This is a genomic window from Methylobacterium sp. Leaf104 (assembly GCF_001422885.1).
In the GTDB taxonomy this organism is placed as follows: domain Bacteria; phylum Pseudomonadota; class Alphaproteobacteria; order Rhizobiales; family Beijerinckiaceae; genus Methylobacterium.
The window spans coordinates 30,420-54,151 of the sequence record NZ_LMMZ01000037.1; the positions used below are offsets into that span (position 1 = coordinate 30,420).

A 23,732-nucleotide genomic window follows, 5' to 3' on the forward strand; every position below is an offset into this window, starting at 1 on the left:
CCAAAGTGGTGCAGATCTTTGCAGAAATCGTGTGGCGCAAACGCCCTGTTTGCAATTTGGGCGTAGATTCGAGACTTCGGAGGAAGCCTGCATATCATGGCGCTAGGGGCCGTTTATCTACTGACCGACCGGCCGGACCGCAGCGCGGCCTTGGAGACGCTCATCAAGACGATCGCGCATTGCGAGGTCGTTGCAGCGGGTGATGACGCTTCGCCGAGTGTCCTTCCTCGTGCAATCGTTTCCGATCTCACGTTGAGCCGACGCGAATCTGTGAACCGCCTGCGGAGTTTCCTCCACGTCCGCAAGGCGAGCGATATGCCGGTCGTCTGCCTGCTGCGCTCGACGACCGACCACGACCTACGGCAGGCACGCGATCTCGGCGCCACGATCTGTTTTCCCGCCTACACCGCGCCGCATCTCGTCGTTCAGGCGCTTCAGGCGGAATTGAAGACGGACGAGACGGACGCCATCGCGCAACCTGTCATACGGAACGTGACGCGGGCGAAGGAAGTCCTGAGTGGGCTCTTCGACGGCGTGCGAGGCGGCGGTCCGATCTCCCTGGATCAAGTCGATGCTGGGCTTGATCCGATTCTTGCCGCTGTGAAGGAAGGCGGGCTGACCCAGTGGCTCGAAACTGTCTGGACCCATGACGATGCCACCTACCAGCATTGCCTGCTCGTTGCAGGCGTCGCTGCCCAATTCGTTCTGCATCTCGGTTTTCGTACCGAGGACCGGGAGCATTTCGTGCGCGCCGCCCTGCTGCACGATGTTGGCAAGGCGCAGATCCCGCTCGAGATCCTGAACAAGCCCGGCCGCCTCGATGCCGACGAGATGGTGATCATGCGGCGTCATCCGGTGATTGGTTACGACATCCTCCGCAAAAGTGGTTGCGATACGGCCACCCTCGGTGCCGTGCGTCACCATCACGAAATGCTGGATGGCTCGGGCTATCCGAACGGGCTGGTCGGCGCTGAAATCAGCGACACCGTGCGCCTGCTGACCATTTGCGATATCTACGCCGCTCTCACGGAGCGCCGCTCATACAAGAAGCCGATGCCAGCGCGCGAAGCGATGGCGATCCTCACCGGGATGTCCGGAAAACTCGAGATGAGCCTCGTCCAGCACTTCGGGAACGCGATGCTGGAGCCCAACTCGGCAAGCTGAGACAGTAGAAGCCGGAAGATCCTAAGCGGACCTTCCGGCTCGTAGTCTCGGGGTGAACGCTTTCGCCTACTCCGCTGCGTCGAGGCGTGGACGCTCGATCGCCGAGCGCTCGCGCTTCACGAGCTCCGCCGTGAGGAACGCCACTTCCAGAGCCTGTTCGGCGTTCAGGCGCGGGTCGCAGTAGGTATGGTAGCGGTCCTGCAGGTCCTCAGCCTTCAGGGCACGAGCACCGCCGGTGCACTCGGTGACATCCTTGCCGGTCATCTCCAGGTGAATGCCGCCCGCGACCGTGCCTTCGGCACGATGAACTCCGAAGAATCCCTCGATTTCCTGCATCACGCGCTCGAACGGCCGAGTCTTGTAGCCGCCGGCCGAGATCGTGTTGCCGTGCATCGGGTCACAGACCCAGACCACGTTCCGCCCCTCGCGCTCCACCGCCCGGATCAGGCCAGGCAGGTGGTCGCCCACCTTGTCGGCTCCGAAACGGCAGATCAGCGTCAGACGCCCAGCCTCGTTGGCCGGGTTGAGCTGATCCACAAGGCGGATCAGACCTTCGGCGGTCATGGAGGGACCGCATTTCAGGCCGATCGGATTCTTGATTCCCCGAGCGTATTCCACGTGAGCGTGGTCCGGCTGGCGCGTACGGTCGCCGATCCACAGCATGTGGCCTGATGTGGCGTACCAGTCGCCACTCGTGGAATCGACGCGGGTGAGCGCCTCCTCGTAGCCCAGAAGCAGGGCCTCGTGGCTGGTGTAGAAATCGGTGGTACGGACTTCCTGGTGCGTCTCCGGGTTGATGCCGATGGCACGCATGAAGTCCAGCGTCTCCGTCATCCGCTCGGCACAGTCGGCGTAGCGCGAGGATTGTGGCGAATCCTTCACAAAACCGAGCATCCAGCGATGCGAGTTCTCCAAGTTGGCGTAGCCGCCGGTGGCGAAGGCGCGCAGGAGGTTGAGCGTTGCCGCCGACTGGCGGTACGCCTCGAGCTGGCGGCGCGGATCGGGAACACGCGCCTCTTCGGTGAAGGTGAGGCCGTTGACGATGTCGCCGCGGTAGCTCGGCAGCGTCACGCCCTCCAACGTTTCGGTAGGCGAAGAGCGTGGCTTGGCGAACTGGCCGGCGATGCGACCGACCTTCACCACGGGCGAACCGCCAGCGAAGGTGAGGACCAACGCCATCTGAAGGAAGACGCGGAAGAAATCGCGGATGTTGTCGGCCGAATGCTCGTCGAAGCTCTCGGCGCAGTCGCCGCCCTGGAGCAGGAACGCTTCGCCGGTGGAGACCCGCGCCAGGGCCGATTTCAGCTTGCGCGCCTCACCTGCAAAAACGAGCGGCGGAAAGCTCGTGAGTTGCGACTCGACCAATTCCAGCGCGGCGGCATCCGGATAGGCGGGCACCTGCTGAATCGGCAGATTTCGCCAGGTCTTCGGTGTCCAACGCTCGGCCATAATCGTCTCCGTTCCGCCTTTCGGTCGGCTCCGCGCGGCGGAAAGCCCCACGGAGGAGCGCGGCTTATAGAGCGGTTCTTCGGCGGATGCGAGAGAGGCCGAGGATGTGGCAGGCATACGTGCCATGCTCGGCATATCGGATTGGAAAGTTCGACCGTCGGTCCCAAGAGTAAAGCAGACGCGTTCAGTCTCCGGCCGGGTCTCCGTCCTCGATGGCGATGCCATGCTCCGACAGGATCCAGAAGATCGCCTCCAGATCTTCCGCCGAAACGTCTCGAGGTGGCAGCGCCTCCTCGAGATCCTCGTAGGTTAGACGTCGCTGTCGCTGCGCCTCGGCCTTGGCGAGGAGGACGTCGACCACTCTCCGCATATCTTCCGGCAGTCCATCGTGGCTCGGGCTGCGATCGTTGGAGGCCGGATGCAGCGCCTCGACCAGCATCCGGTCGATGATGGCCTGGCGGCGGTCATGGGCGTCGTCGAAGCGTTCCATGCCTTCGATTATGGGATTTCCGCGCCGGTCGTCGAGGGGATCCGGCGGCGGAAAGCCGAGTTCGTATCAATCGGCAATGGCAATCGGCGTCCCCTTGCGGATCCGCACCGGGATCGCCTTGGCGGCCGGCGTCTTGGCCTGTTCGTCGTAATGCCAGAGTGGAATCAGTGCGTTGAGTTCCGGATAATACCCACCGACGTTGCCCTCCGGAATGCCGTACTTGATCACCCGGAGGCCGTTCACCTCCCGCGAGAATTCATCGTCGGCATCTGCGGAAAGGTCCACGGTTTCGCCATCGGCGATTCCCAGGCGATCCATGTCATTGCCGTTCATGAACAGGATCATTCGAGTGCCCTTCACGCCACGGAAACGGTCGTCATAGCCGTACACGGTCGTGTTGAACTGATCGTTGGAGCGCAGGGTGATCAGGTCGAGCACGTCGCGGCGGTTGCTGCGCATATCGGGATCGGCCTCGAGGCCGCCCGGAACCATGAAGTTGGCCTTGCCGGTTTCCGTCTCCCACTTGCGATCACGGGCGGCGAGCGGCTTGTGCAGGCCGCCGGGCTGGAACATCCGGCCGTTCAAGTCGTGGAACACGTCAGGATAGGTGGCTTCGATGGCGTCGCGGATCCGGGCGTAGTCACCGACCCAACCATCCCAATCGACCCTCGGATTGGACGGCAGCAGGGCTTTCGCCATCTCGGCGACGATCCAAGGCTCGGAGCGCACCTGATCGCTGACGGGTTTGGTCTGTCCACGGGAACCGTGGAAACAGGAGGTCGAATCCTCCATCGAGACAGCCTGCGGTCCGCTCGCTTGGACGTCGACCTCGATGCGACCGAGGCAGGGCAGGATATAGGACACCGCCCCATGCACGAGATGCGACCGATTCAGCTTCGTCGAGATCTGTACCGTGAGGCGCAGGGATCGCCAGGCCTCCTCCACTCGGACGGTATCGGGCACGGCCCTCACGAAATTGCCGCCGAGACCGATGAAGGCTTGGGTCTCTCCGGAAATGATGCCTTCACAGGCCTCGACGGTGTTGCGTCCCTTCGCCCTCGGCGGCTCGAATCCGTAGAGTTCCTTGAGCTTGTCGAGGGGCGCCAGTTCGGGCTTCTCCGTGATGCCGACAGTGCGCTGCCCCTGAACGTTGGAATGCCCCCGCACGGGACAGAGCCCGGCACCGGGGCGACCCACATTGCCGCGCAGCAGCATGAAATTGACGAGCATCTGCACGCCCTCGGTGCCGCGGCGATGCTGGGTGAGGCCCATGCCGTAGACCGCGATCACGGAGCGGGCCCGTGCATAGACCGTCGCGGCCGCTTCCAGCGCTTCGCGGCTCAGTCCCGAACGGGCCTCGATATCCGTCCATTCCTGAGAATCGCAGAATGCGACGAACTCGCGAAATCCGTGGGTGTGCTCCGCGATGAAGTCCACGTCGAGGATGCGCGGACGCCCGACATTCATCGCCTCGCGATCGGCGGCGATCAGCACCTTGCACATGCCGGTGATCGCTGCCAGGTCGCCGCCCGCCCTGACTTGGTGATACTGTGTCGAGATCTCGGTCGAGGTGCGCGTCAGCATCTCGGTGGGCGATTGCGGATTGGTGAAGCGCTCCAGACCTCGCTCCCGCAGGGGGTTGAACGTGATGATCGGAACGCGCCGCTTTCGCGCTTCCTGAAGGGGATGGAGCATGCGGGGTGCGTTCGAGCCGACATTCTGACCGAAGAACAGAATCAGATCAGTCGATTCGAAGTCCTCGAGGATCGTGGTGCCCACTGGCGATCCGATCGACGACTTCAGGCCGACCGAGGTCGGCTCGTGGCACATGTTCGACGAGTCGGGCAGGTTGTTCGTGCCATGCATGCGCGCCATCAGCGCGTAAATGTACGACGTCTCGAGCGAGGCGCGGCCCGAGGTGTAATAGATCACCGCGTTCGGATCGAGGGCGCGCAATTCACGCCCGATCTCCGCGAAGGCATATTCCCACGAAACCGTGACGTAGCGGTCGCTTTCGGCATCGTAACGGAGCGGGTGGGTCAGCCGCCCCTTCTCCTCGAGAGCGTAGTCCGTCCACGTCAGGAGTTCGGTGACGGTGTGGCGCTGAAAGAAATCCGGCCCGACCCGCTTCGCGGTCTGCTCCCAGATCGTGGCCTTGGCGCCGTTTTCACAGTACTCGAACGTATTGGGCTTGGCCGGCTTCGACCACGCACAGGACGTACACATGAAGCCGTCGGGCTTGTTCTGCTTCATGAGCAGCGCCGCGCCGGAGACCGGGATCTGCTCCCGCGTCAGGATCTCCGCAAGAGAGCCCGCCGAACCCCATCCCCCCGCGGGACCGTCATAGGGTTCGATCTTGGGTTCGGCCATCGGCTCGGTCATGCGCGTATCCCGACATCGTGGGTGTCAGGACAGCAATGACGCGCAGAGCCACGGTGTTCCGGACTGCGACCGCGGGACAGCCGCAGTCCGTTTCGCGCGAGCCGATGCGGTAGCCCCTCAGCGCGGAAGGATGCTCGCACCCATCAGGGCCTCGTCGATCGAGCGCGCCGCCTGACGGCCCTCGCGGATCGCCCAGACGACGAGGGATTGTCCGCGGCGCATATCGCCTGCCGCGTAGATCTTCTCGTTCGAAGTCCGATAGTCGAGTTCGTTTGCGGTGACGTTGCCACGCTTGTCCATGGTGACGCCGGATTCCTCGAGCAGGCCCTTGCGGATCGAGCCAGCGAAGCCAATCGCCAGAAAAACGAGGTCGGCAGGCAGCGTGAACTCGCCACCCGGAATCGGCTGGCGCTTCTCGTCGACGCGGGTGCAGACGACACCCGTCAGCTTGCCCTTCTTGCCCTCAAGGCGGAGCGTCGCGGCCTGGAATTCGCGCTCGGCGCCCTCGGCCTGACTGGACGAGGTGCGCATCTTGGTCGGCCAGTAGGGCCAGACCGAGAGCTTGTCCTCGCGCTCCGGGGGACGCGGACGGATATCGAGCTGCGTCACCGACAGGGCGCCCTGACGGAACGAGGTGCCGACGCAATCCGACGCCGTGTCGCCGCCGCCGATGACGACGACGTTCTTGGCGGTGGCCAGAATGGGCGCCTCGCCGTTGCCCGGCATCGGCTCGGCGCCGACGCGGCGGTTGGACTGCACGAGGAACGGCATCGCGTAGTGCACTCCTTCCAGCTCCTGCCCCGGGAGCTGCGGATTGCGCGGATCCTCGGCGCCACCGGCGAACAGCACCGCGTCGAACTCGGCCGTGAGCTCGTCGAGCGGCTTGTTGACCCCGACATTGACGCCGTAGTGGAAGCGGACGCCCTCGCCTTCCATCTGCTTCACGCGCCGATCGATGTGGCGCTTCTCCATCTTGAAGTCAGGGATGCCGTACCGGAGTAGTCCGCCGGCCTTTGGCTCACGCTCGAAGACGTGGACGTCGTGCCCGACCCGGGCAAGCTGCTGCGCCGCCGCCAGTCCGGCCGGCCCGGAGCCGATCACCGCGACCTTCTTGCCTGTCTTGTGTTCGGCCGGCTCGGGCTTGACCCAGCCGTTGTTCCAGGCGCGGTCGGCGATCGCCTGCTCGATGGTCTTGATCGCCACCGGCTGGTTCTCGAGGTTCAGCGTGCAGGCCTCCTCGCAGGGCGCGGGACAGATGCGGCCGGTGAACTCCGGAAAGTTGTTGGTGGAATGGAGGTTGCGGGCCGCCTCCTCCCAGTCGGACTGATAGACGAGCTCGTTCCAGTCCGGGATCTGGTTGTGGACCGGACAGCCGGTCGGACCGTGGCAGAATGGGATGCCGCAATCCATGCAGCGCGCCGCCTGCTTCTTGAGGTCGTGCTCGTCGAGCGGCAACGTGAACTCGCGGAAATGGCGCACACGATCGGCGGCGAGCTGATACTTCTGCTCCTGCCGGTCGAATTCGAGGAAACCCGTGACCTTGCCCATCGTCTGACCGTCTTTCGCGAGTCTGTCTGATCCGTCGCGCGGAAGGCGGCCGGCTCGGCCTGTTCCGCTTCCACCCGTACAGCCCGGCCAATCAGCCGGGCCGCCTCATGCGTCAGCCATTCTGAAATGCTGACCCGTGAAGCGCTTGGATTTTCGAATAATCGGGCGCTGTCACGATAGAATGTCGATCGGCGGCCGCCTACTCGGCCGCCACCGGCATCCGCGCCATCTCCATTTCGCGCAGCGCCCGGCGGTACTCCACCGGCATCACCTTGACGAACTTGGTGCGATAGCCGGCCCAGTCGTCGAGGATCGCCTTGGCACGCGGGGAGCCCGTGTACTTCAGGTGATTGGTGATGAGCTGGGACAGACGCTCCTCGTCGTGGCCCGACATGTCAGCCAGGATGTCGACGCGACCCTTCGTTTCCAAGTCGCCGTCCTGGTGGAAGCGGCGCATGAGGTCGTCCTCCTCCTCGACGGGTTCGAGATCGACCATGGAGAGGTTGCAGCGAGCCGAGAACGAACCGTCCTCGTCGAGGACATAGGCGATGCCGCCCGACATGCCGGCCGCGAAGTTGCGCCCGGTTTCGCCGATCGACACCACCACGCCGCCGGTCATGTACTCGCAGCCATGGTCGCCCATGCCCTCGACCACCGCGATGGCGCCTGAGTTGCGGACGGCGAAACGCTCGCCGGCCGAACCGCGGATGTAGGCCTCGCCCGCGATCGCGCCGTACAGCACGGTGTTGCCGGCCATGATCGTATGCGAGCCGGGGGCCTTCAGCGCGTCCGAGGGACGGATGATCAGCTTGCCTCCCGAGAGCCCCTTGCCGACGTAGTCGTTGGCATGGCCGGTGAGCACCAGGGTCACGCCAGCGGCGAGCCAGGCGCCGAAGCTCTGACCGGCGGTGCCGGACAGCTCCACTCGGATGGTGTCGTCGGGCAGGCCCTCATGGCCGTAACGCTTGGCCACGGCACCGGAGAGCATCGCGCCGGCCGTGCGATCCGAGTTGCGGATCACGTCCCGCACCACCACCGGCTCGCCGCCGTCGAGGGCCGATTGCGCACCTTCGATCAGGCGGCGGTCGAGGACCGTGTCGATCGGGTGCTTCTGCTTCTCGGTGTGACGGATCGCGACGTGCTCGGGCACCTCCGGACGGTGGAAGAGCTTCGAGAAGTCGAGGCCACGTGCCTTCCAGTGGTTGATGACCTCCAGGGTATCGAGAAAGTCGGCCCGGCCGATGAGATCCTCGAGTTTGGTGAAGCCCATCGACGCCATCAACTCGCGCAGTTCCTCTGCCACGAAGAAGAAATAGTTGATCACGTGCTCGGGCGTGCCCTTGAAGCGCTTGCGCAGCACGGGATCCTGCGTCGCGACGCCCACCGGGCAAGTGTTCAGGTGGCACTTGCGCATCATGATGCAGCCGGCCGCGATCAGTGGCGCAGTCGAGAATCCGAACTGGTCGGCGCCGAGCAATGCCGCGATCAGCACGTCGCGGCCCGTGCGGATTCCGCCGTCGGCCTGGAGGACGACGCGCCCGCGCAGGTGGCTCAGCACGAGGGTCTGCTGAGTCTCGGCGAGGCCCGTCTCCCAGGGACCGCCCGCATGCTTGATCGAGGTCAGCGGCGCCGCCCCCGTACCGCCGTCGAAGCCCGAGATCGTGATGTGGTCGGCCCGCGCCTTGGCAACGCCAGTGGCGACGGTGCCGACGCCGACCTCGGAGACGAGCTTCACCGACACGTCGGCGGATGGGTTCACGTTCTTCAGGTCGAAGATCAGCTGCGCCAGATCCTCGATTGAGTAGATGTCGTGGTGCGGCGGTGGCGAGATCAGGCCGACACCGGGGGTCGCGTAGCGAACCTTGGCGATCTTGGCATCGACCTTGTGGCCGGGCAGCTGACCACCCTCGCCGGGCTTGGCGCCCTGCGCGACCTTAATCTGCATCATGTCGGAATTGACGAGATATTCCGTCGTGACGCCGAAGCGGCCCGAGGCGACCTGCTTGATCGCCGAGCGGCGCGAGCGCCCGTCCGCCATCGGCTTGAAGCGCTCCACCTCCTCGCCGCCCTCACCCGAATTGGAGCGGCCGCCGAACGAGTTCACCGCGATGGCGAGTGTCTCGTGCGCCTCTTTCGAGATCGAGCCGTAGGACATCGCGCCGGTCGCGAAACGCTTGACGATGTCCGCGGCCGGCTCGACGGACTCGATGTCCACAGGTGCATGGCCGAGTTCGGCGGCCTGCTTGATGCGGAACAGGCCACGGATCGTCTTGAGGTGGTTCTCCTGCTCGTTCACCAGGCGGGCATATTCCCGGTAGCGCTCGGGCAGGCCGAGACGCACCGCGTGCTGCAGCGTCGCCACCGAATCCGGTGTCCAGGTGTGGCTCTCGCCGCGCAGGCGGTAGGCGTATTCGCCGCCGACATCGAGAGCGGTGCGGTAGATCGGCGAGTCGCCGAAAGCATCCGAATGCCGCCGCGCGGTCTCCTGCGCGACCTCGGCCATGCCGATGCCCTCGATGGTCGTCGCCGTGCCGAAGAAGTCGCGGGCCACGAAGGACGAGTTCAGGCCGATCGCGTCGAAGATCTGAGCACCGCAATAGGACTGGTAGGTCGAAATGCCCATCTTGGACATGACCTTGAGCAGGCCCTTATCGATCGACTTGATGTAGCGGTAGACGATCTCGTCCGGGGTCAGGTCCGGCGGGAATTCGTCCTTCATCGCGATGAGCGTCTCGAAGGCGAGGTACGGATTGATCGCCTCGGCCCCGTAGCCGGCCAGACATGCGAAGTGATGGACCTCGCGCGGCTCGCCCGATTCGACCACGAGGCCGACCGAGGTCCGGAGCCCCTTGCGGATAAGATAATTATGCACGGCAGCGGTCGCGAGAAGCGCGGGGATCGCGATGCGATCAGGTCCGATGCCGCGATCCGACAGGATGATGATGTTGTAGCCGCCGCGCACCGCGACCTCGGCCCGGTCACAGAGTCGGTCGACTGCCCCCTCCATGGCGGCCGCCCCGGTCTCGGCCGGGAAGGTCATGTCGAGGGTCTTGGTGTCGAAGCGGTCCTCGAAATGGGAGATCGAGCGGATCTTCTCGAGGTCGCCGTTCGTCAGGATCGGCTGGCGAACCTCCAGGCGCTTCTTGCGAGAGGCACCTTCCATGTCGAGCAGGTTCGGACGCGGGCCGATGAACGAGACGAGGCTCATCACGGCCTCCTCGCGGATCGGATCGATCGGCGGGTTCGTGACCTGCGCGAAGTTCTGCTTGAAATAGGAATAGAGCGACTTCGGCTTGTCCGAAAGCGCCGAGAGTGGCGTGTCGGTGCCCATGGAGCCGACCGCTTCCTGGCCGGTCACGGCCATGGGCGCCATCAGGAGCTTGAGGTCTTCCTGGCTGTAGCCGAAGGCCTGCTGACGATCGAGAAGTGAGACGTCCGAGCGCGAGGCGCGCGGGATCACCGGCTTCAAATCTTCGAGCACGATCTGCGTGTTCTTGACCCATTCCGCATAGGGATGCGCGGCGGCGAGTTCGCTCTTGATCTCCTCGTCGGAGACGATGCGCCCCTTCTCCAGGTCGATGAGAAGCATCCTGCCCGGCTGAAGGCGCCAGGATTCGACGATCCTCTCGTCCGGGATCGGCAGGACGCCCATCTCGGAAGCCAGCACCACGAGGCCGTCGTCGGTCACGAGGTAGCGCGCAGGGCGCAGGCCGTTCCGGTCGAGGGTGGCGCCGATCTGGCGGCCGTCAGTGAAGCAAACGGCGGCCGGGCCGTCCCACGGCTCCATCAGGGCGGCATGATACTCGTAGAAGGCGCGGCGCTCCTCGCTCATCAGCGGGTTGCCGGCCCAGGCCTCCGGGATGAGCATCATCATCGCGTGAGCGAGCGAGTAGCCGCCCTGAACGAGGAATTCGAGGGCGTTATCGAAGCACGCGGTGTCGGACTGGCCCTCGTAGGAGATTGGCCAGAGCTTGGAGATGTCGTTGCCGAACAGGTCCGAATCGACGCTCGCCTGACGCGCCGCCATCCAGTTGACGTTGCCCCGAAGGGTGTTGATCTCGCCGTTATGCGCAACCATCCGGTAGGGGTGCGACAGGCGCCAGGTCGGGAAGGTGTTGGTGGCGAAGCGCTGGTGAACGAGCGCGAGGCCCGAGACGAAGCGCTCGTCCTGCAGGTCGCGATAGTATTCGCCGAGCTGATCGACCAGAACCATGCCCTTGTAGACGATGGTCCGGGTCGAGAGCGAGACGGGATAGTAGGTGTTCGTGCGCTCGTCCTTCAGCCCGTAGACCTTGTTCGAGATGACCTTGCGGGCAGTGAACAGCCGACGCTCGAAGGCATCCTCGTCCGCCACCGTCGCCGGGCGACCGATGAAGATCTGCCGGTGGCAGGGTTCGGTCTCCTTGACCATCACGCCGAGATCGCTCGGATCCACCGGCACGTCGCGCCAGCCGAGGAACGGCAGGCCCTCGTCGGCGAGCGCCTTCTCGACGATCTCCTCCACGAGCCGGCGTGCCTCTTCGTCCTTCGGCATGAAGAACTGGCCGACGCCGTAATGGCCGGGCTCCGGCAGGGCGATGCCGAGGGCCTCGCACTCGGCCTCGAAGAAGGCGTGCGGGATCTGGACGAGGATGCCGCAGCCGTCGCCCATCTTCGGATCGGCGCCGACGGCGCCGCGATGGTCGAGATTCTTCAGGATCTGCAGGCCCTGCTGGACGATGGCGTGCGTGCGCCGGTCGTGCATGTCGGCGACGAAGCCGACACCGCAGGCGTCGCTCTCACGGGCCGGGTCGTAGAGGCCCTGGGCTTTCGGCAGGGCCGCGTCGCGCACGATCATCGGCGCCGTGCCGTCACGGGTGGCGGGAACCGACGCCTGGAGCGCCCCGAACTCAGACAATGCGACCACGTCCACCATCTCTCGCCTCCGACCTGCCCGCATGCGAGCATGTTTCATGCCCAGGAGCCAAGGGGCCTCCGGGTTTCGCGTCTCTCGACAGCGTCGGCTCTAAGCGGGGACTTCGGTCAGAAGCGCCCGCTCCTCGCGGGCTCGACGCCGGCTTGGTCTCAAGCCGTGCGGGCCCGGATCGCCGTAATGGCGACCGGCTTCGAATCTCGTTTGGTCGCCGGCAACGTCACCTGAGCGAGATCCTCACAGCCATCCACGCAGGCGGCCTGCGGGAAATGGGACAGCCTTGCTGTCCTACCGACGGAAAGTGACAGATTTTAACCGCTCCAGCAAGGGCGTGCCACGACGCACATCGTGGATTTTGCGTTCGATGCGTCTTCCGGTCGACGCCCTGTTGACGCAGAAACTTTCGCGGGCAGCCGTATGGCCTTCGACGCGCCCGCCCATTTCGCCGCATCCGCCCCGCAATCTCGCCCCATTCCCACGCTCTACAAAGCCTCGCCGAGCACAAGCGGCATGCGGGATCTACAAGACCCGGCGGATCGTGACCGGGGGACCTGCGTCAACAGCTGGCCCCCGGACCGACCCCTCATTCGGAACCTGATATCCATGGATCTGTGTCGCAGGACGCTCATGCGCGCATTCCCATCACGCAATGCCTTATCCGCAGGCCCGCTGGCACTGCTGATATCCCTATCGACCTTCGCTTCCAGCCCTGCACAGGCACAATACGCCTACGAAGCGGATCTCTTCATGCCGCCGCGCGCCGTCGTCTGGCGCCTGAACGAGCGCGGCTTCACCGAGGTGACGCGCCCCCGCTTCGATGGGCGGGCGTATGTCGTCGAAGCTTCGAACCCCTACGGTGAGCGCGTGCGCCTGTTTGTGGATGCCCGGGATGGCCGTGTCCTGGGGCGCCAGCGCCTCGAAGGACCGCCTCCGGAGATGCCGGCTCGCGTTGCACGGCGGGCGCCGGGCTATGGTTGGACCGAGGAAGATGCGGTGCCGCGCCGACCGATCCGCGAGGCCGAGCGGATGGTTCCGCCCGCCGACATCCCCTTCCCGCAGGTGCAGTCCCGCCGTGCGTCTCCAAATTTCGGAGGCCAGCCCGAACTCGTTCCGCGACCTGACCCGCGACCGCGTACGACGACAAACCGCACGGAGCCGACCGACCGGAATCCGATGGGCCTTAATCCCGATGCTCGGGGGCCAGAGGCGCGCCCGAAGGCCGAGACACCGCGCAAAATCGTTCGCTTGAACCCGGCGCCGAAGCCGTCGGCTCCATCGGTCACGCCGGATGCCCCTAAGCTCTCCGACGTGCCCGCCGTGGCTGCACAACCGGAGGCAAAGTCGGGGGCAGCCAGCGCCGGGATCGCACCGTCTCAGCCGATGACGCCGGTTACCTCCGGCACAAGTACGACGGCGGCCGCCGTGCAACCGGCGCCGGACAAAGCGGCTCAGAACTGGAAGGATGTTCCCGCGGACGCCAAGCGTTCCGTCCGCGTGATCGGCGGGGCCACGATCGTGCCTGGCACGACCGCGAAGGACGGCGAGAAGAACTGAGCCCAGTCCACCGAGACGGAACTAAGGCTTGGGCGGATCATCCGGCCAGGCCTTTGCCGTTTCCGGCGATCAGCCGGCGTCGCTGGCGCCCGCTCCCTGCAGGTGTGGATCGCGGGTCCCGGCGCGGACGGGGCTGTCGGCCGTCGGCGTGTCCTGCAGCGCCTTGAGCGCGAGGGGGTCAAGACCGCTCTCCGGGCTCGGGCCGTAGGACTCGAGGGCGCTGCGCATCTTCGGCGTCCAGAACGCCACAATGTGCTTGTGGATGCCGGCCACGGCTTCCTCGTCCGGATAGGAGCGGAAGAAGGTGGCGATCTGGTTGGCCATCCGGACCAGTTTCTCGTCGGAGGTGAGGGCGCTCATGGGTGCGAAAACTCTGTCGAGGGAACGGGATATGTGCGCAGCGTCAGGGCTGCGCCGGCAGGTCGAGGCGTTCGCGGCCGGTAAAGACCGTCAGGGTGTCTGAGCGGGCGATGGCGCAGAGTGTCATGCCATGGAGGCGCGCCCGGTCGATGGCGAGAGAGGTCGGGGCGGAGATCGCCACCAGCACCGTGGCGCCGAGGCTCGCCGCCTTCTCGACCATCTCGAACGAGCACCGGCTGGTGATGACCACGAAGCCATCCGCCGGATCGGTTTTGCGCCGGATCAGGGCGCCGATCAGCTTGTCGAGGCCGTTATGGCGTCCGACATCCTCGCGTAGCGCCACGAGAGTGCCGTCGAGGTCTGCCCAGGCCGCAGCATGGACCGCTCGCGTTTCGGCGTTCAGGAGCTGCGCGTCCCCCATGGCGAGCAGCGCCCGCTGGATCGCCGCGATGCCGACTCGTCGAGCCCCGTGCAGCGGCGCTTCCGCCTTCGGCAGGGAGGCGAGGTCGTCGATCCCACAGATGCCGCACCCGGTGCGACCCGATATGGCGCGCTTTCGAGCCAGGTGCTCGCGCAGGCGTCCCGGCACGAGGTCGACCAGCAGTCGCATGCCGCCCTCCGCCGCAGCCGCCTCGACCTGAACCGAGCGGATCTCGTCGGCCGCAGCGATGATGCCCTCGGTGAGGCTGAACCCGTAGGCGAAATCCACGAGGTCAGCGGGCGTCGTCATCATCACGGCATAGGGCACCGTTCCGTAGACGAGGTTGACCGGCATTTCGACCGCGAGGGGCCGTGTGCCGTTGCGCGGCTCCGGATCGTCATAGGCGACGATCAACGTCGGGACGCGCCGGGCGGTCTCGACCGCCGCGTCCCCTTCGGGTCGGCTCAGAACGTCGTGCTCACTCGGCCGCATTCAGCTGGGTCGCAATCCGGGTCAACGAGAAATCTTCCTCGAAGAACCGCGCCTGCCAATCGGAGGGGCGGTTCGTCCGCCGGACCTGCACCGCCGTGACCTTGTACTCGGGACAGTTGGTGGCCCAGTCCGAGTAGTCGGTGGTGATCACGTTGGCGCCGGTCTTGGCGTGGTGGAAGGTCGTATACACCACACCAGGCTGCATGCGCTCGGACACGACGGCCTTCAGAGCGATATCGCCCGAGCGGCTCTCCAGGGCGACGAGATCGCCGTCGACGATGCCGCGCACCTCCGCGTCGAAGGGGTGGATCTCCAGCACGTCTTCCTCGTGCCAGCGCGAATTCTCGGTACGGCGGGTCTGCGCGCCGACATTGTACTGCGACAGGATTCGACCCGTGGTGAGGATGAGCGGGAAGCGTGGTCCCGTACGTTCCTCCGTGGGCACGTACTCCGTGATCATGAACTTGCCGAGGCCGCGCACGAAGCGGTCCACGTGCATCATCGGCGTGCCGGCAGGGGCGGCATCGTTGCACGGCCACTGGATCGAGCCGAGTTCGTCGAGCTTGGCGAAGCTGACGCCGGAGAAGCTCGGAGTCAGCGATGCGATCTCGTCCATGATCTCGCTCGGGTGGCTGTAGTTCATAGCATAGCCGAGTGCGTTGGAGAGCAGCATCGTGCCCTCCCAGTCGCCGACGCCGGAGAGCGGCGGCATGACCTTGCGCACGCGGGAGATGCGGCGCTCCGCGTTGGTGAAGGTGCCGTCCTTCTCCAGGAACGAGGCGCCGGGGAGGAAGACGTGGGCGTACTTGGCCGTCTCGTTCAGGAAGATGTCCTGGATGACGATGCACTCCATCGCCATCAGGCCGGCGGTGACGTGATGCGTATCCGGGTCGGACTGAGCGATGTCCTCGCCCTGAATGTACATGCCCTTGAAGGCGCCATCGACGGCTTCGTCGAGCATATTGGTGATGCGCAGGCCCGGATGCTGATCGAGCGACACGCCCCAGAGCGCCTCGAAGGTCTCGCGGGTGGCATCGTCCGAGACGTGGCGGTAGCCCGGCAGCTCGTGGGGGAACGAGCCCATGTCGCAGGAGCCCTGGACGTTGTTCTGGCCGCGCAGCGGGTTCACGCCGGCGCCCAGCATGCCGATGTTGCCCGTCGCCATGGCGATGTTGGCCATGCCCATCACCATGGTCGAGCCCTGGCTGTGTTCTGTGACGCCGAGTCCGTAATAGATGCCGGCGGCGCCGCCCTTCGCGTAGAGGCGGGCGGCGGCCCGCAATTCGGCCGGATCGATGCCCGTATAGGTCGCTTGCGCCTCCGGCGAATGGCGCTCGTCGGCGACGAAGCGGGCCCAGGCCTCGAAGTCGCCGAGATCACAGCGCTCGCGGACATAGGCCTCGTCGACCAAGCCTTCCGTGACGATGACGTGGGCCATCGAATTGATGAAGGCGACGTTCGAGCCTGGCTTCAGCGGCAGGTGGAAGTCGGCCTTGATATGGGGCGACTTCACGAGGTCGATCTTGCGCGGGTCGGCGACGATGAGCTTGGCGCCCTCGCGTAGGCGCTTCTTCATGCGCGACGCGAAGACCGGGTGGCCATCGGTAGGGTTGGCGCCGATGACGAGGATCACGTCGGAATGCGCCACGGAGGCGAAGTCCTGCGTGCCGGCCGAGGTACCGAGCGTCGACATCAGGCCATAGCCCGTGGGCGAGTGGCAGACGCGAGCGCAGGTGTCGACGTTGTTGTTGCCGAAGGCCGCACGCACCAGCTTCTGGACGAGGTAGGCCTCCTCATTGGTGCAGCGGGACGAGGTGATCCCGCCGACGGAGTCCTTGCCGTACTTCGCCTGGATGCGCTTGAACTCGGAGGCGGCGCGGTCGATCGCCTCCTCCCAGGTCACCTCGCGCCAGGGATCGGTGATCTTTTCACGGATCATCGGCTTGGTGATGCGATCCTTGTGCGTGGCGTAACCATAGGCGAAGCGGCCCTTGACGCAGGAATGGCCCTCGTTCGCCTTGCCTCCCTTGTAGGGCACCATGCGGACGATGCGGGTGCCCTGCATCTCGGCCTTGAATGAGCAGCCCACACCGCAATAGGCGCAGGTGGTGATCTCCGAGTGATCCGGCTGACCGTGCTCGATGATCGATTTCTCCTGGAGGGTCGCGGTCGGGCAGGCCTGCACGCAGGCGCCGCAGGACACGCACTCGGAGTCGAAGAAGTCGGTCGGACCGGCGGCGACGCGGCTGTCGAAGCCGCGGCCCGAGATGGTCAGGGCGAATGTGCCCTGCGTCTCCTCGCAGGCGCGCACGCAGCGATTGCACACGATGCACTTCGACGGATCGTAGGTGAAGTACGGGTTCGAGGTGTCCTTGGGCAGATACTGCTCGGAGGTCGGCTTGACGTGGTTGGCCCCGTCATAGCCGTAGCGGACGTCGCGCAGGCCGACCGCGCCGGCCATGTCCTGCAATTCGCAGTCGCCGTTGGCGGCGCAGGTCAGGCAGTCGAGGGGGTGGTCGGAGATGTAGAGCTCCATCACGCCCTTGCGGAGCTTGGCGAGCTTGTCCGTCTGGGTCGAGACCACCATGCCGTTCTCGGCCGGCGTGGTGCAGGAAGCCGGCGTGCCGCGCCGTCCCTCGATCTCTACGAGGCACAGGCGACAGGAGCCGAAGGCTTCCAACGAGTCGGTCGCGCAGAGCTTGGGGATCTGCGTGCCGGCATGCATCGCCGCGGCCATCACCGAGGTGCCGGCCGGCACCGTCACGCTCATGCCGTCGATCGTGAGCGTCACGGTCTGGTCCGAGACGCGGATCGGGGTGCCGTAGTCGATCTCTTTGATGAGGGCCATGGGTCGCGCCTCCTTACTCAGCCGCGACGGACATCGGCCCGCGCTGCTGGAAATCCTCGGGGAAGTGGGTGATCGCGCTCATGACGGGCATTGGCGTCAGGCCGCCCATCGCGCAGAGCGAGCCGTCCGTCATCACGTCGCAGAGGTCGGCGACCACGGCGAGATTCTCTGTCGGGCGGATGCCGGCGATGACCTTGTCCATGGTCTCGACACCACGGGTCGCGCCGATCCGGCACGGCGTGCACTTGCCGCACGATTCGACCGCGCAGAATTCAAAGGCGAAGCGCGCCTGCTTGGCCATGTCCACGGTGTCGTCGAAGACGACGATTCCACCGTGGCCGACCAAGCCCTTGTTGGCCGCCATCGCCTCGTAATCCAGGGGCGTGTCGAGGAGGTGGTCGGGGAAGTACGCGCCGAGCGGGCCGCCCACCTGCACTGCGCGAACGGGACGGCCGCTCTGTGTGCCACCGCCGAAATCCTCAATGATTTCGCGCAGCGTGATTCCGAAGGCGTACTCGATCAGCCCACCGCGCTTGATGTTGCCGGCGAGCTGGATCGCGAGTGTGCCGAGGGAGCGCCCCATGCCGTACTCAGCATAGGCCTTCGCGCCGTGTTCCAGGATGTAGGGTACCGCCGTGAAGGTCATCACGTTGTTCACCAGCGTCGGCTGCCCCAGAAATCCCTTCAGCGCAGGGATCGGCGGCTTGGCCCGGACGATGCCGCGGCGGCCTTCCAGGCTCTCCAGGAGCGACGTCTCCTCGCCACAGATATAGGCGCCGGCTCCAAGGCGGACTTCGAGATGGAAGGCCCTGCCCGAGCCCATGACGTTGTTGCCGAGGAAACCAGCCTGGGTTCCGTTGGCGATCGCTTCCTTCAGGGTCGCGAACGCTTGCGGGTATTCCGAGCGCAGGTAGATGTAGCCACGCGTGGCACCCGTCGCGATGCCCGCGATGGTCATGCCCTCGATGAGGTTGAAGGGGTCGCCCTCCATCATCATCCGATCGGCGAAGGTGCCGGAATCTCCCTCGTCGGCATTGCAGACCACATATTTCTGCTCCGCCTGCGCGAGCATCACCGTGTTCCACTTGATGCCGGCCGGGAAACCGGCGCCGCCGCGGCCGCGCAGGCCGGATTCGCGGACTTCCGCGACGATGCCGGCGGCATCGAGCTTCAAGGCGGCTTCGAGGCCCTTGTATCCGCCATGCTCCCGGTAATCCTCCACCGAGATCGGATCGACCACGCCGCAGCGCTGGAAGGTCAGTCGATGCTGGCGGGCGAGATAGGGAATTTCCTCCGGACGACCGAGACGGAGGGGATGCGCGCCGCCCTCCACGAGGCCAGCATCGAGCAAGCTGTCGATGGCGGCGGGCGTCACCGGCCCGTAGGCAATGCGACCCTCCGTCGTTGCGACCTCGATCATCGGTTCGAGCCACAGCAGGCCGCGAGAACCGGTGCGCACGATGGTGACGTCGAGGCCGCGGCGCTCGGCGCCGGCAAACAACGCGCGGGCGACCCGGTTCGCGCCAAGCCCAAGGGCGACTGCGTCGCGCGGAACAGTGATCGTGATGCTCACGACTTCATCTCCGTCAGGGCGGCTTCGAGAGAATCGGCGGTGAGCCGCGCCAGCGGCTCGTCGTTGACGAGGGCACCGGGGCCATTGGCACAGAGGCCGAGGCAGTAGACGGGCTCTACGGTGATCTCACCGTCGGGAGTGGTTTCGTGCCAGTCGACTCCGAGGCGCGAGAGAATCTGCGCGTGCAGCGCGTCGGAGCCCATGGCTTGGCACGCCTCGGCCCGGCAGAGCTTCACCTGATGGCGTCCCGAAGGTGAGCGACGGAAGTCGTGGTAGAAGGTGATGCACCCGTGGACTTCGGCACGCGAAAGATTCAGCGCATCGGCGATGAGCGGAACGGCGCCCTCGTCGACATAGCCAAAGGTCTCCTGGAGCGCGTGGAGAATGGGAAGGGTCGCGCCCTCGAGGTGGACGTGTTCGGCGATGATCCCGGCGGCGCGTGGCTCGCTCCAGGGCTCGTTCGGCACCATTGTTCCTACCCGACTAAGATTGTTCTCATTCCAGGGTGGTATATCGCCAACCTCTGATCAATCGCGCTGATCGGTGGAGTGACAGCGCTTTTTTGTTGGAACGACATGCTGCGACGCAAAAAAGCATGGTGACGGTGTCGCGATTTGCCGCGCACCCAAATTTTTCTCAAAGCGCATCGATCGTCTGCGCGATGCTGGCGGCCACGTTCCGTGCCTCAATGATGAGCCCGGCGCACAGCGGCGTCATCGGCTCACGCTCTGGGACCACGAGGCCGACCAGGTGGCTCAGATCCGGCTCGACGATGGGTACAGCACGGACGCGGTCGTTCAGACGGAAGGTGTCGGCGAGGACCGCCGGCATGATGCTCGCCCACTTCGCCGTACGCACATGGGTGAGCAGCACAATCATCGAATTCGATTCGAGTAGCGGTGCGGATATGGTTCCCGCATTGAGCAACTGCCGATCGATGATCCGCCTGTTCTGCATGTCCGGCGTCAGAAGGCAGAGCGGGAGACTCGCGATCTCGTCCCAGGTCACCGCATCCCGCTCGCCGAACACGCCGTCGATCGCCGTCAACAGGCGATACCGCTCCCGATAGAGCGGCACGGCGGTCAGCCGACCGAGGGGCTCGTTCTCCAGGTAGGTGATGCCGGCGTCGATCTCGAGGTCGGTGATGAGCCGCCCGATTTCGCCCGAGGTGGTGGATTGGACGGAGAAACGCACGTTGGGATGACGCGCCCGGAACGGCGTCGTCAGCGCGGCGACGATCGGGGTAGCCGTCGGAATCGCGGCGAGCCGAAGGGTACCGGACAGGCCGCGCCGCAGACTCGAGACCTCTTCCCGCATCGCACGGGCATCTCCGACGATGCGCCGCGCCCAGTCGAGGACGCGTTCGCCCTCAGGCGTGAAGCCCTGGAAACGCGAGCCCCGTTGCACGAGAAGCACACCAAGGCGCTCCTCCAGTTGTTTCACGCCAGCGGACAACGTCTGCTGCGAGACGTTGCAGGCCTGGGCAGCCCGCCCGAAATGTCGCTCGCGCGCGAGAGCCAGGATGAATTCCAGTCGATCGATCACAAGCGGGCCTCCACCAGCGGAGATCCTGTTGGATCGCGCCTTCGCTGGCATTATGAATTCCGACGGATGAATGGGCCCGCCTGCGACATTTCGATAGACGGTCAAATGCCCGAGTCGAGGCCTCGGGCCCGTATGATGCGACGCTGTTGCGGTTGCGCACCTCACGGCCTTGTGGTCTGACACGCCAATCGGCGAGACGTGGGTTCAGCCCCGCGGATGGCCAGCGATCCGCGAAATGCACTTGCGATTTAGAATAAACCCAGCAAGACGCGCGGCATCGGCGATCACAATCACGGGGAGCCACGAGAGGCACATGCGGACGACGCAGGCGCAACACCGGTCATCATGGGGGCTTGCCGCGCTCGGCGCGTTCCTCGTTTCTTCGTCTTCGGCTCTCGCGGCCGGTATCGGTCAGCCCGTGCCGTGGCAGATGGACCGTCAGGTCGCCGTCACGGAAAACGCCCGGGACATCCATTCGTTCGAGCACGGCATGCACTGGCTGTCGTTCGGCATCTCGCTGTTCGTGCTCGGCCTGATCCTCTACTGCGTCTTCCGTTTCAGCGAGAAGGCGAACCCGACGCCCTCGAAGACCACCCACAACACCATGATCGAGGTCGCCTGGACAATCGTCCCGGTGCTGATCCTCGTCGCGGTTGCGATTCCGTCGTTCCGTCTGCTGCGGACGCAGCTCTCCGATCCGAAGGCCGACGTCCTCGTGAAGGTCATCGGCCATGCCTGGTACTGGTCCTATGAGTACCCGGCCGTCGAGAACGGCGGAGGCTTCACCTTCGACGCCAATCTCGACGAGGACAAGCAGCCGAAACTGCTCGGCACCGACAACGACATGGTCGTCCCGGTGAACAAGATCGTGAAGATCCAGGTCACCGCCGCGGACGTCATGCACTCCTGGGCGATGCCGTCCTTCGGCTTCAAGATCGATGCCGTGCCGGGCCGCCTGAACCAGTTCTGGTTCAAGGCTGAGCGCGAGGGCACCTACCATGGCCAGTGCTCCGAGCTCTGCGGCGCCCGTCACGCCTACATGCCGATCACGGTTCAGGTCGTGAGCGAAGTGGCGTACGCCAAGTGGCTCGCGGAAGGTAAGACCAAGTTCGCCCGCATCGACGACCCTTCGAAGTTCGCCGACGCCCGGTAAGGGCGCGGATTCCGGGACCGAGCCCTCGAGCGGCGCTCGATCCCACCATCGAGATGATTACGAGAAACCTGGACTAAGGTCTGCATCCATGGCGAACGCCGCTGCACATACGGGGCACCACGACGCCCACGACCACCACATGCCGTCCTTCTTCTCCCGCTGGTTCCTGTCGACGAACCACAAGGACATCGGCACCCTCTACCTGCTGTTCGCTTTCTGCGCGGGCATCATGGGAGCGTTCCTCTCCTTCGGCATCCGCATGGAGATGGAAGAGCCCGGCCTCCAGTACTTCGCCAATCCCGGCACCTACAACGTGTTCGTCACCGGGCACGGCCTCATCATGGTGTTCTTCATGGTGATGCCCGCCCTGATCGGCGGCTTCGGCAACTGGTTCGTGCCCCTCATGATCGGCGCGCCAGACATGGCGTTCCCGCGCATGAACAACATCTCGTTCTGGCTGACGGTCGCGGGCTTCTTCAGCCTCGTCTGCTCGCTGTTCGTCGAGGGCGCCCCCGGCTCCTCCGGCGCCGGCACCGGCTGGACCGTCTACCCGCCGCTGTCGAGTTCCGGCCACCCGGGCCCGGCCGTGGACTTCGCGATCTTCGCCCTCCACCTCTCCGGAGCGGGCTCGATCCTCGGTGCCATCAACTTCATCACCACCATCCTGAACATGCGCGCGCCGGGCATGACCCTGCACAAGATGCCGCTGTTCGCTTGGTCGATGCTGGTGACCGCGTTCCTTCTGCTCCTGTCTCTCCCGGTGCTCGCCGGCGCAATCACGATGCTGCTGACCGACCGCAACTTCGGCACGACCTTCTTCGATCCGGCTGGCGGCGGCGATCCGGTGCTCTATCAGCACCTGTTCTGGTTCTTCGGTCACCCCGAAGTGTACATCATGATCCTGCCGGCCTTCGGCATCGTCTCGCACATCATCTCGACCTTCTCGCGCAAGCCCGTCTTCGGCTACCTCGCCATGGCCTACGCCATGGTCGCGATCGGCGTCGTCGGCTTCGTCGTGTGGGCTCACCACATGTATACGGTCGGCCTGTCGCTGCAGACGCAATCCTACTTCGTCTTCGCCACGATGGTCATCGCGGTTCCCACCGGCGTGAAGATCTTCTCCTGGATCGCGACGATGTGGGGCGGCTCGATCCGCTTCACCGCCGCCATGCACTGGGCGGTCGGTTTCATCTTCCTGTTCACGGTCGGCGGCGTCACCGGCGTCGTGCTGGCGAACTCGGCGGTCGATAAGTACCTGCACGACACCTACTACGTCGTGGCGCACTTCCACTACGTTCTCTCGCTCGGTGCCGTGTTCATCATCTTCGCCGGTGTCTACTACTGGTTCCCGAAGATGACCGGGCACATCATCCCCGAGTGGGCCGGCAAGCTGCACTTCTGGCTCGCCTTCATCGGTGCGAACGTGTTGTTCTTCCCGATGCACTTCCTCGGCCTTGCCGGCATGCCGCGCCGCTACGCGGATTACCCGGAAGCCTTTGCCGGCTGGCACAAGGTCTCCACCTGGGGCGGACATATCTTCGCCCTCGGCATGGTGGTGTTCTTCATCGGCGTCGTCCTGGCGTTCCGCTCCAGCAAGCGCGCCGCCGACAATCCGTGGGGCGAGGGTGCGACCACCCTGGAATGGACGCTGTCCTCTCCTCCGCCCTTCCACCAGTTCGAGACTCTTCCCCGGATCGTCGACGAACCGGGCCACCACTGAGGCCCACCACAGCTTCGAGGATTGCGAGGACCGCGCGAGCGGTCCTCGCTCTTTCCCGGAAACCTCGGCCAAGCTCATGGGAGCGATGCCGCGGCTTCTCGCAAAGGGCGGCGCCACGCGG

15 protein-coding genes are annotated in these 23,732 nt (G+C 65.2%); 4 read left to right on the plus strand and 11 right to left on the minus strand.

The window, feature by feature from the left end:
- The first annotated feature begins 96 nt into the window (after positions 1-96).
- Complete coding sequence (locus ASF49_RS17240; protein ID WP_056475687.1) at positions 97-1,164, plus strand: HD-GYP domain-containing protein; 1,068 nt, start codon at positions 97-99, stop codon at positions 1,162-1,164.
- A gap of 66 nt (positions 1,165-1,230) precedes the next feature.
- Here the strand turns inward: ASF49_RS17240 and ASF49_RS17245 are convergent, their stop codons facing one another.
- The 5 genes from ASF49_RS17245 to gltB form a co-directional block, all read right to left on the minus strand.
- Complete coding sequence (locus ASF49_RS17245; RefSeq protein ID WP_056475690.1) at positions 1,231-2,613, minus strand: class II 3-deoxy-7-phosphoheptulonate synthase; 1,383 nt, start codon at positions 2,611-2,613, stop codon at positions 1,231-1,233.
- A gap of 184 nt (positions 2,614-2,797) precedes the next feature.
- Entirely contained in the window at positions 2,798-3,103 is a 306-nt protein-coding gene (locus ASF49_RS17250; protein WP_056475693.1) for an RNA polymerase sigma factor region1.1 domain-containing protein, read from the minus strand.
- A 66-nt stretch (positions 3,104-3,169) separates the two neighbouring features.
- Positions 3,170-5,473, minus strand: a complete 2,304-nt coding sequence (locus ASF49_RS17255; RefSeq protein WP_056476376.1) for an FdhF/YdeP family oxidoreductase — start codon at positions 5,471-5,473, stop codon at positions 3,170-3,172.
- A gap of 129 nt (positions 5,474-5,602) precedes the next feature.
- On the minus strand, positions 5,603-7,033 hold the full coding sequence (locus tag ASF49_RS17260; protein ID WP_056475696.1) for a glutamate synthase subunit beta: 1,431 nt from the start codon (positions 7,031-7,033) through the stop codon (positions 5,603-5,605).
- 199 nt (positions 7,034-7,232) lie between these two features.
- Positions 7,233-11,948 (minus strand): glutamate synthase large subunit, encoded by a 4,716-nt coding sequence (gene gltB, locus ASF49_RS17265; protein WP_056475698.1) that lies wholly within the window; start codon positions 11,946-11,948, stop codon positions 7,233-7,235.
- A gap of 600 nt (positions 11,949-12,548) precedes the next feature.
- Here gltB and ASF49_RS17270 point away from each other — a divergent pair.
- The gene (locus tag ASF49_RS17270) at positions 12,549-13,499 is read left to right on the plus strand and encodes a hypothetical protein (RefSeq protein ID WP_056475701.1); all 951 of its coding nucleotides are present in this window, start codon (positions 12,549-12,551) and stop codon (positions 13,497-13,499) included.
- Between the two features lie 69 nt (positions 13,500-13,568).
- On the opposite strand, the gene ASF49_RS17275 is transcribed toward ASF49_RS17270, so the two are convergent.
- The 6 genes from ASF49_RS17275 to ASF49_RS17300 all read right to left on the minus strand — a co-directional run bounded on the left by ASF49_RS17275 (position 13,569) and on the right by ASF49_RS17300 (position 20,738).
- Complete coding sequence (locus ASF49_RS17275) at positions 13,569-13,859, minus strand: formate dehydrogenase subunit delta (protein WP_056475704.1); 291 nt, start codon at positions 13,857-13,859, stop codon at positions 13,569-13,571.
- 43 nt (positions 13,860-13,902) lie between these two features.
- Complete coding sequence (gene fdhD / locus ASF49_RS17280; RefSeq protein ID WP_056475707.1) at positions 13,903-14,772, minus strand: formate dehydrogenase accessory sulfurtransferase FdhD; 870 nt, start codon at positions 14,770-14,772, stop codon at positions 13,903-13,905.
- Positions 14,759-17,620 carry a formate dehydrogenase subunit alpha gene (gene fdhF, locus ASF49_RS17285; protein ID WP_056475711.1) on the minus strand — a complete coding sequence of 954 codons (2,862 nt, stop codon included), beginning with the start codon at positions 17,618-17,620 and terminating at the stop codon, positions 14,759-14,761. Before fdhF ends, fdhD begins: the two co-directional genes overlap by 14 nt.
- 13 nt (positions 17,621-17,633) lie before the next feature.
- Entirely contained in the window at positions 17,634-19,193 is a 1,560-nt protein-coding gene (locus ASF49_RS17290; protein WP_056475715.1) for a formate dehydrogenase beta subunit, read from the minus strand.
- Positions 19,190-19,663 (minus strand): formate dehydrogenase subunit gamma, encoded by a 474-nt coding sequence (locus tag ASF49_RS17295; RefSeq protein WP_056475718.1) that lies wholly within the window; start codon positions 19,661-19,663, stop codon positions 19,190-19,192. Before ASF49_RS17295 ends, ASF49_RS17290 begins: the two co-directional genes overlap by 4 nt.
- Positions 19,664-19,829: 166 nt before the next feature.
- A complete protein-coding gene (locus ASF49_RS17300; protein ID WP_056475721.1) occupies positions 19,830-20,738 on the minus strand; it encodes a LysR family transcriptional regulator in 909 nt (302 codons plus the stop codon).
- 313 nt (positions 20,739-21,051) lie between these two features.
- Between ASF49_RS17300 and coxB the strand changes: the two genes are divergently transcribed.
- A complete protein-coding gene (gene coxB, locus ASF49_RS17305) occupies positions 21,052-21,891 on the plus strand; it encodes a cytochrome c oxidase subunit II (RefSeq protein WP_056475723.1) in 840 nt (279 codons plus the stop codon).
- Between the two features lie 88 nt (positions 21,892-21,979).
- Entirely contained in the window at positions 21,980-23,611 is a 1,632-nt protein-coding gene (ctaD, locus tag ASF49_RS17310) for a cytochrome c oxidase subunit I (protein WP_056475726.1), read from the plus strand.
- The last annotated feature ends 121 nt before the right edge of the window (positions 23,612-23,732 follow it).

Bases quoted from the DNA above. Each gene is read 5' to 3' on its own strand.
- ASF49_RS17255 (WP_056476376.1), bottom strand. From the start codon at position 5,473: ATGGCCGAACCCAAGATCGAACCCTATGACGGTCCCGCGGGGGGATGG.
- fdhF (WP_056475711.1), bottom strand. From the start codon at position 17,620: ATGGCCCTCATCAAAGAGATCGACTACGGCACCCCGATCCGCGTCTCG.
- ASF49_RS17295 (WP_056475718.1), bottom strand. From the start codon at position 19,663: ATGGTGCCGAACGAGCCCTGGAGCGAGCCACGCGCCGCCGGGATCATC.
- ASF49_RS17275 (WP_056475704.1), bottom strand. From the start codon at position 13,859: ATGAGCGCCCTCACCTCCGACGAGAAACTGGTCCGGATGGCCAACCAG.
- ctaD (WP_056475726.1), top strand. From the start codon at position 21,980: ATGGCGAACGCCGCTGCACATACGGGGCACCACGACGCCCACGACCAC.
- coxB (WP_056475723.1), top strand. From the start codon at position 21,052: ATGCGGACGACGCAGGCGCAACACCGGTCATCATGGGGGCTTGCCGCG.
- ASF49_RS17240 (WP_056475687.1), top strand. From the start codon at position 97: ATGGCGCTAGGGGCCGTTTATCTACTGACCGACCGGCCGGACCGCAGC.
- ASF49_RS17245 (WP_056475690.1), bottom strand. From the start codon at position 2,613: ATGGCCGAGCGTTGGACACCGAAGACCTGGCGAAATCTGCCGATTCAG.
- fdhD (WP_056475707.1), bottom strand. From the start codon at position 14,772: ATGCGGCCGAGTGAGCACGACGTTCTGAGCCGACCCGAAGGGGACGCG.
- ASF49_RS17270 (WP_056475701.1), top strand. From the start codon at position 12,549: ATGGATCTGTGTCGCAGGACGCTCATGCGCGCATTCCCATCACGCAAT.
- ASF49_RS17260 (WP_056475696.1), bottom strand. From the start codon at position 7,033: ATGGGCAAGGTCACGGGTTTCCTCGAATTCGACCGGCAGGAGCAGAAG.
- ASF49_RS17250 (WP_056475693.1), bottom strand. From the start codon at position 3,103: ATGGAACGCTTCGACGACGCCCATGACCGCCGCCAGGCCATCATCGAC.
- gltB (WP_056475698.1), bottom strand. From the start codon at position 11,948: ATGGTGGACGTGGTCGCATTGTCTGAGTTCGGGGCGCTCCAGGCGTCG.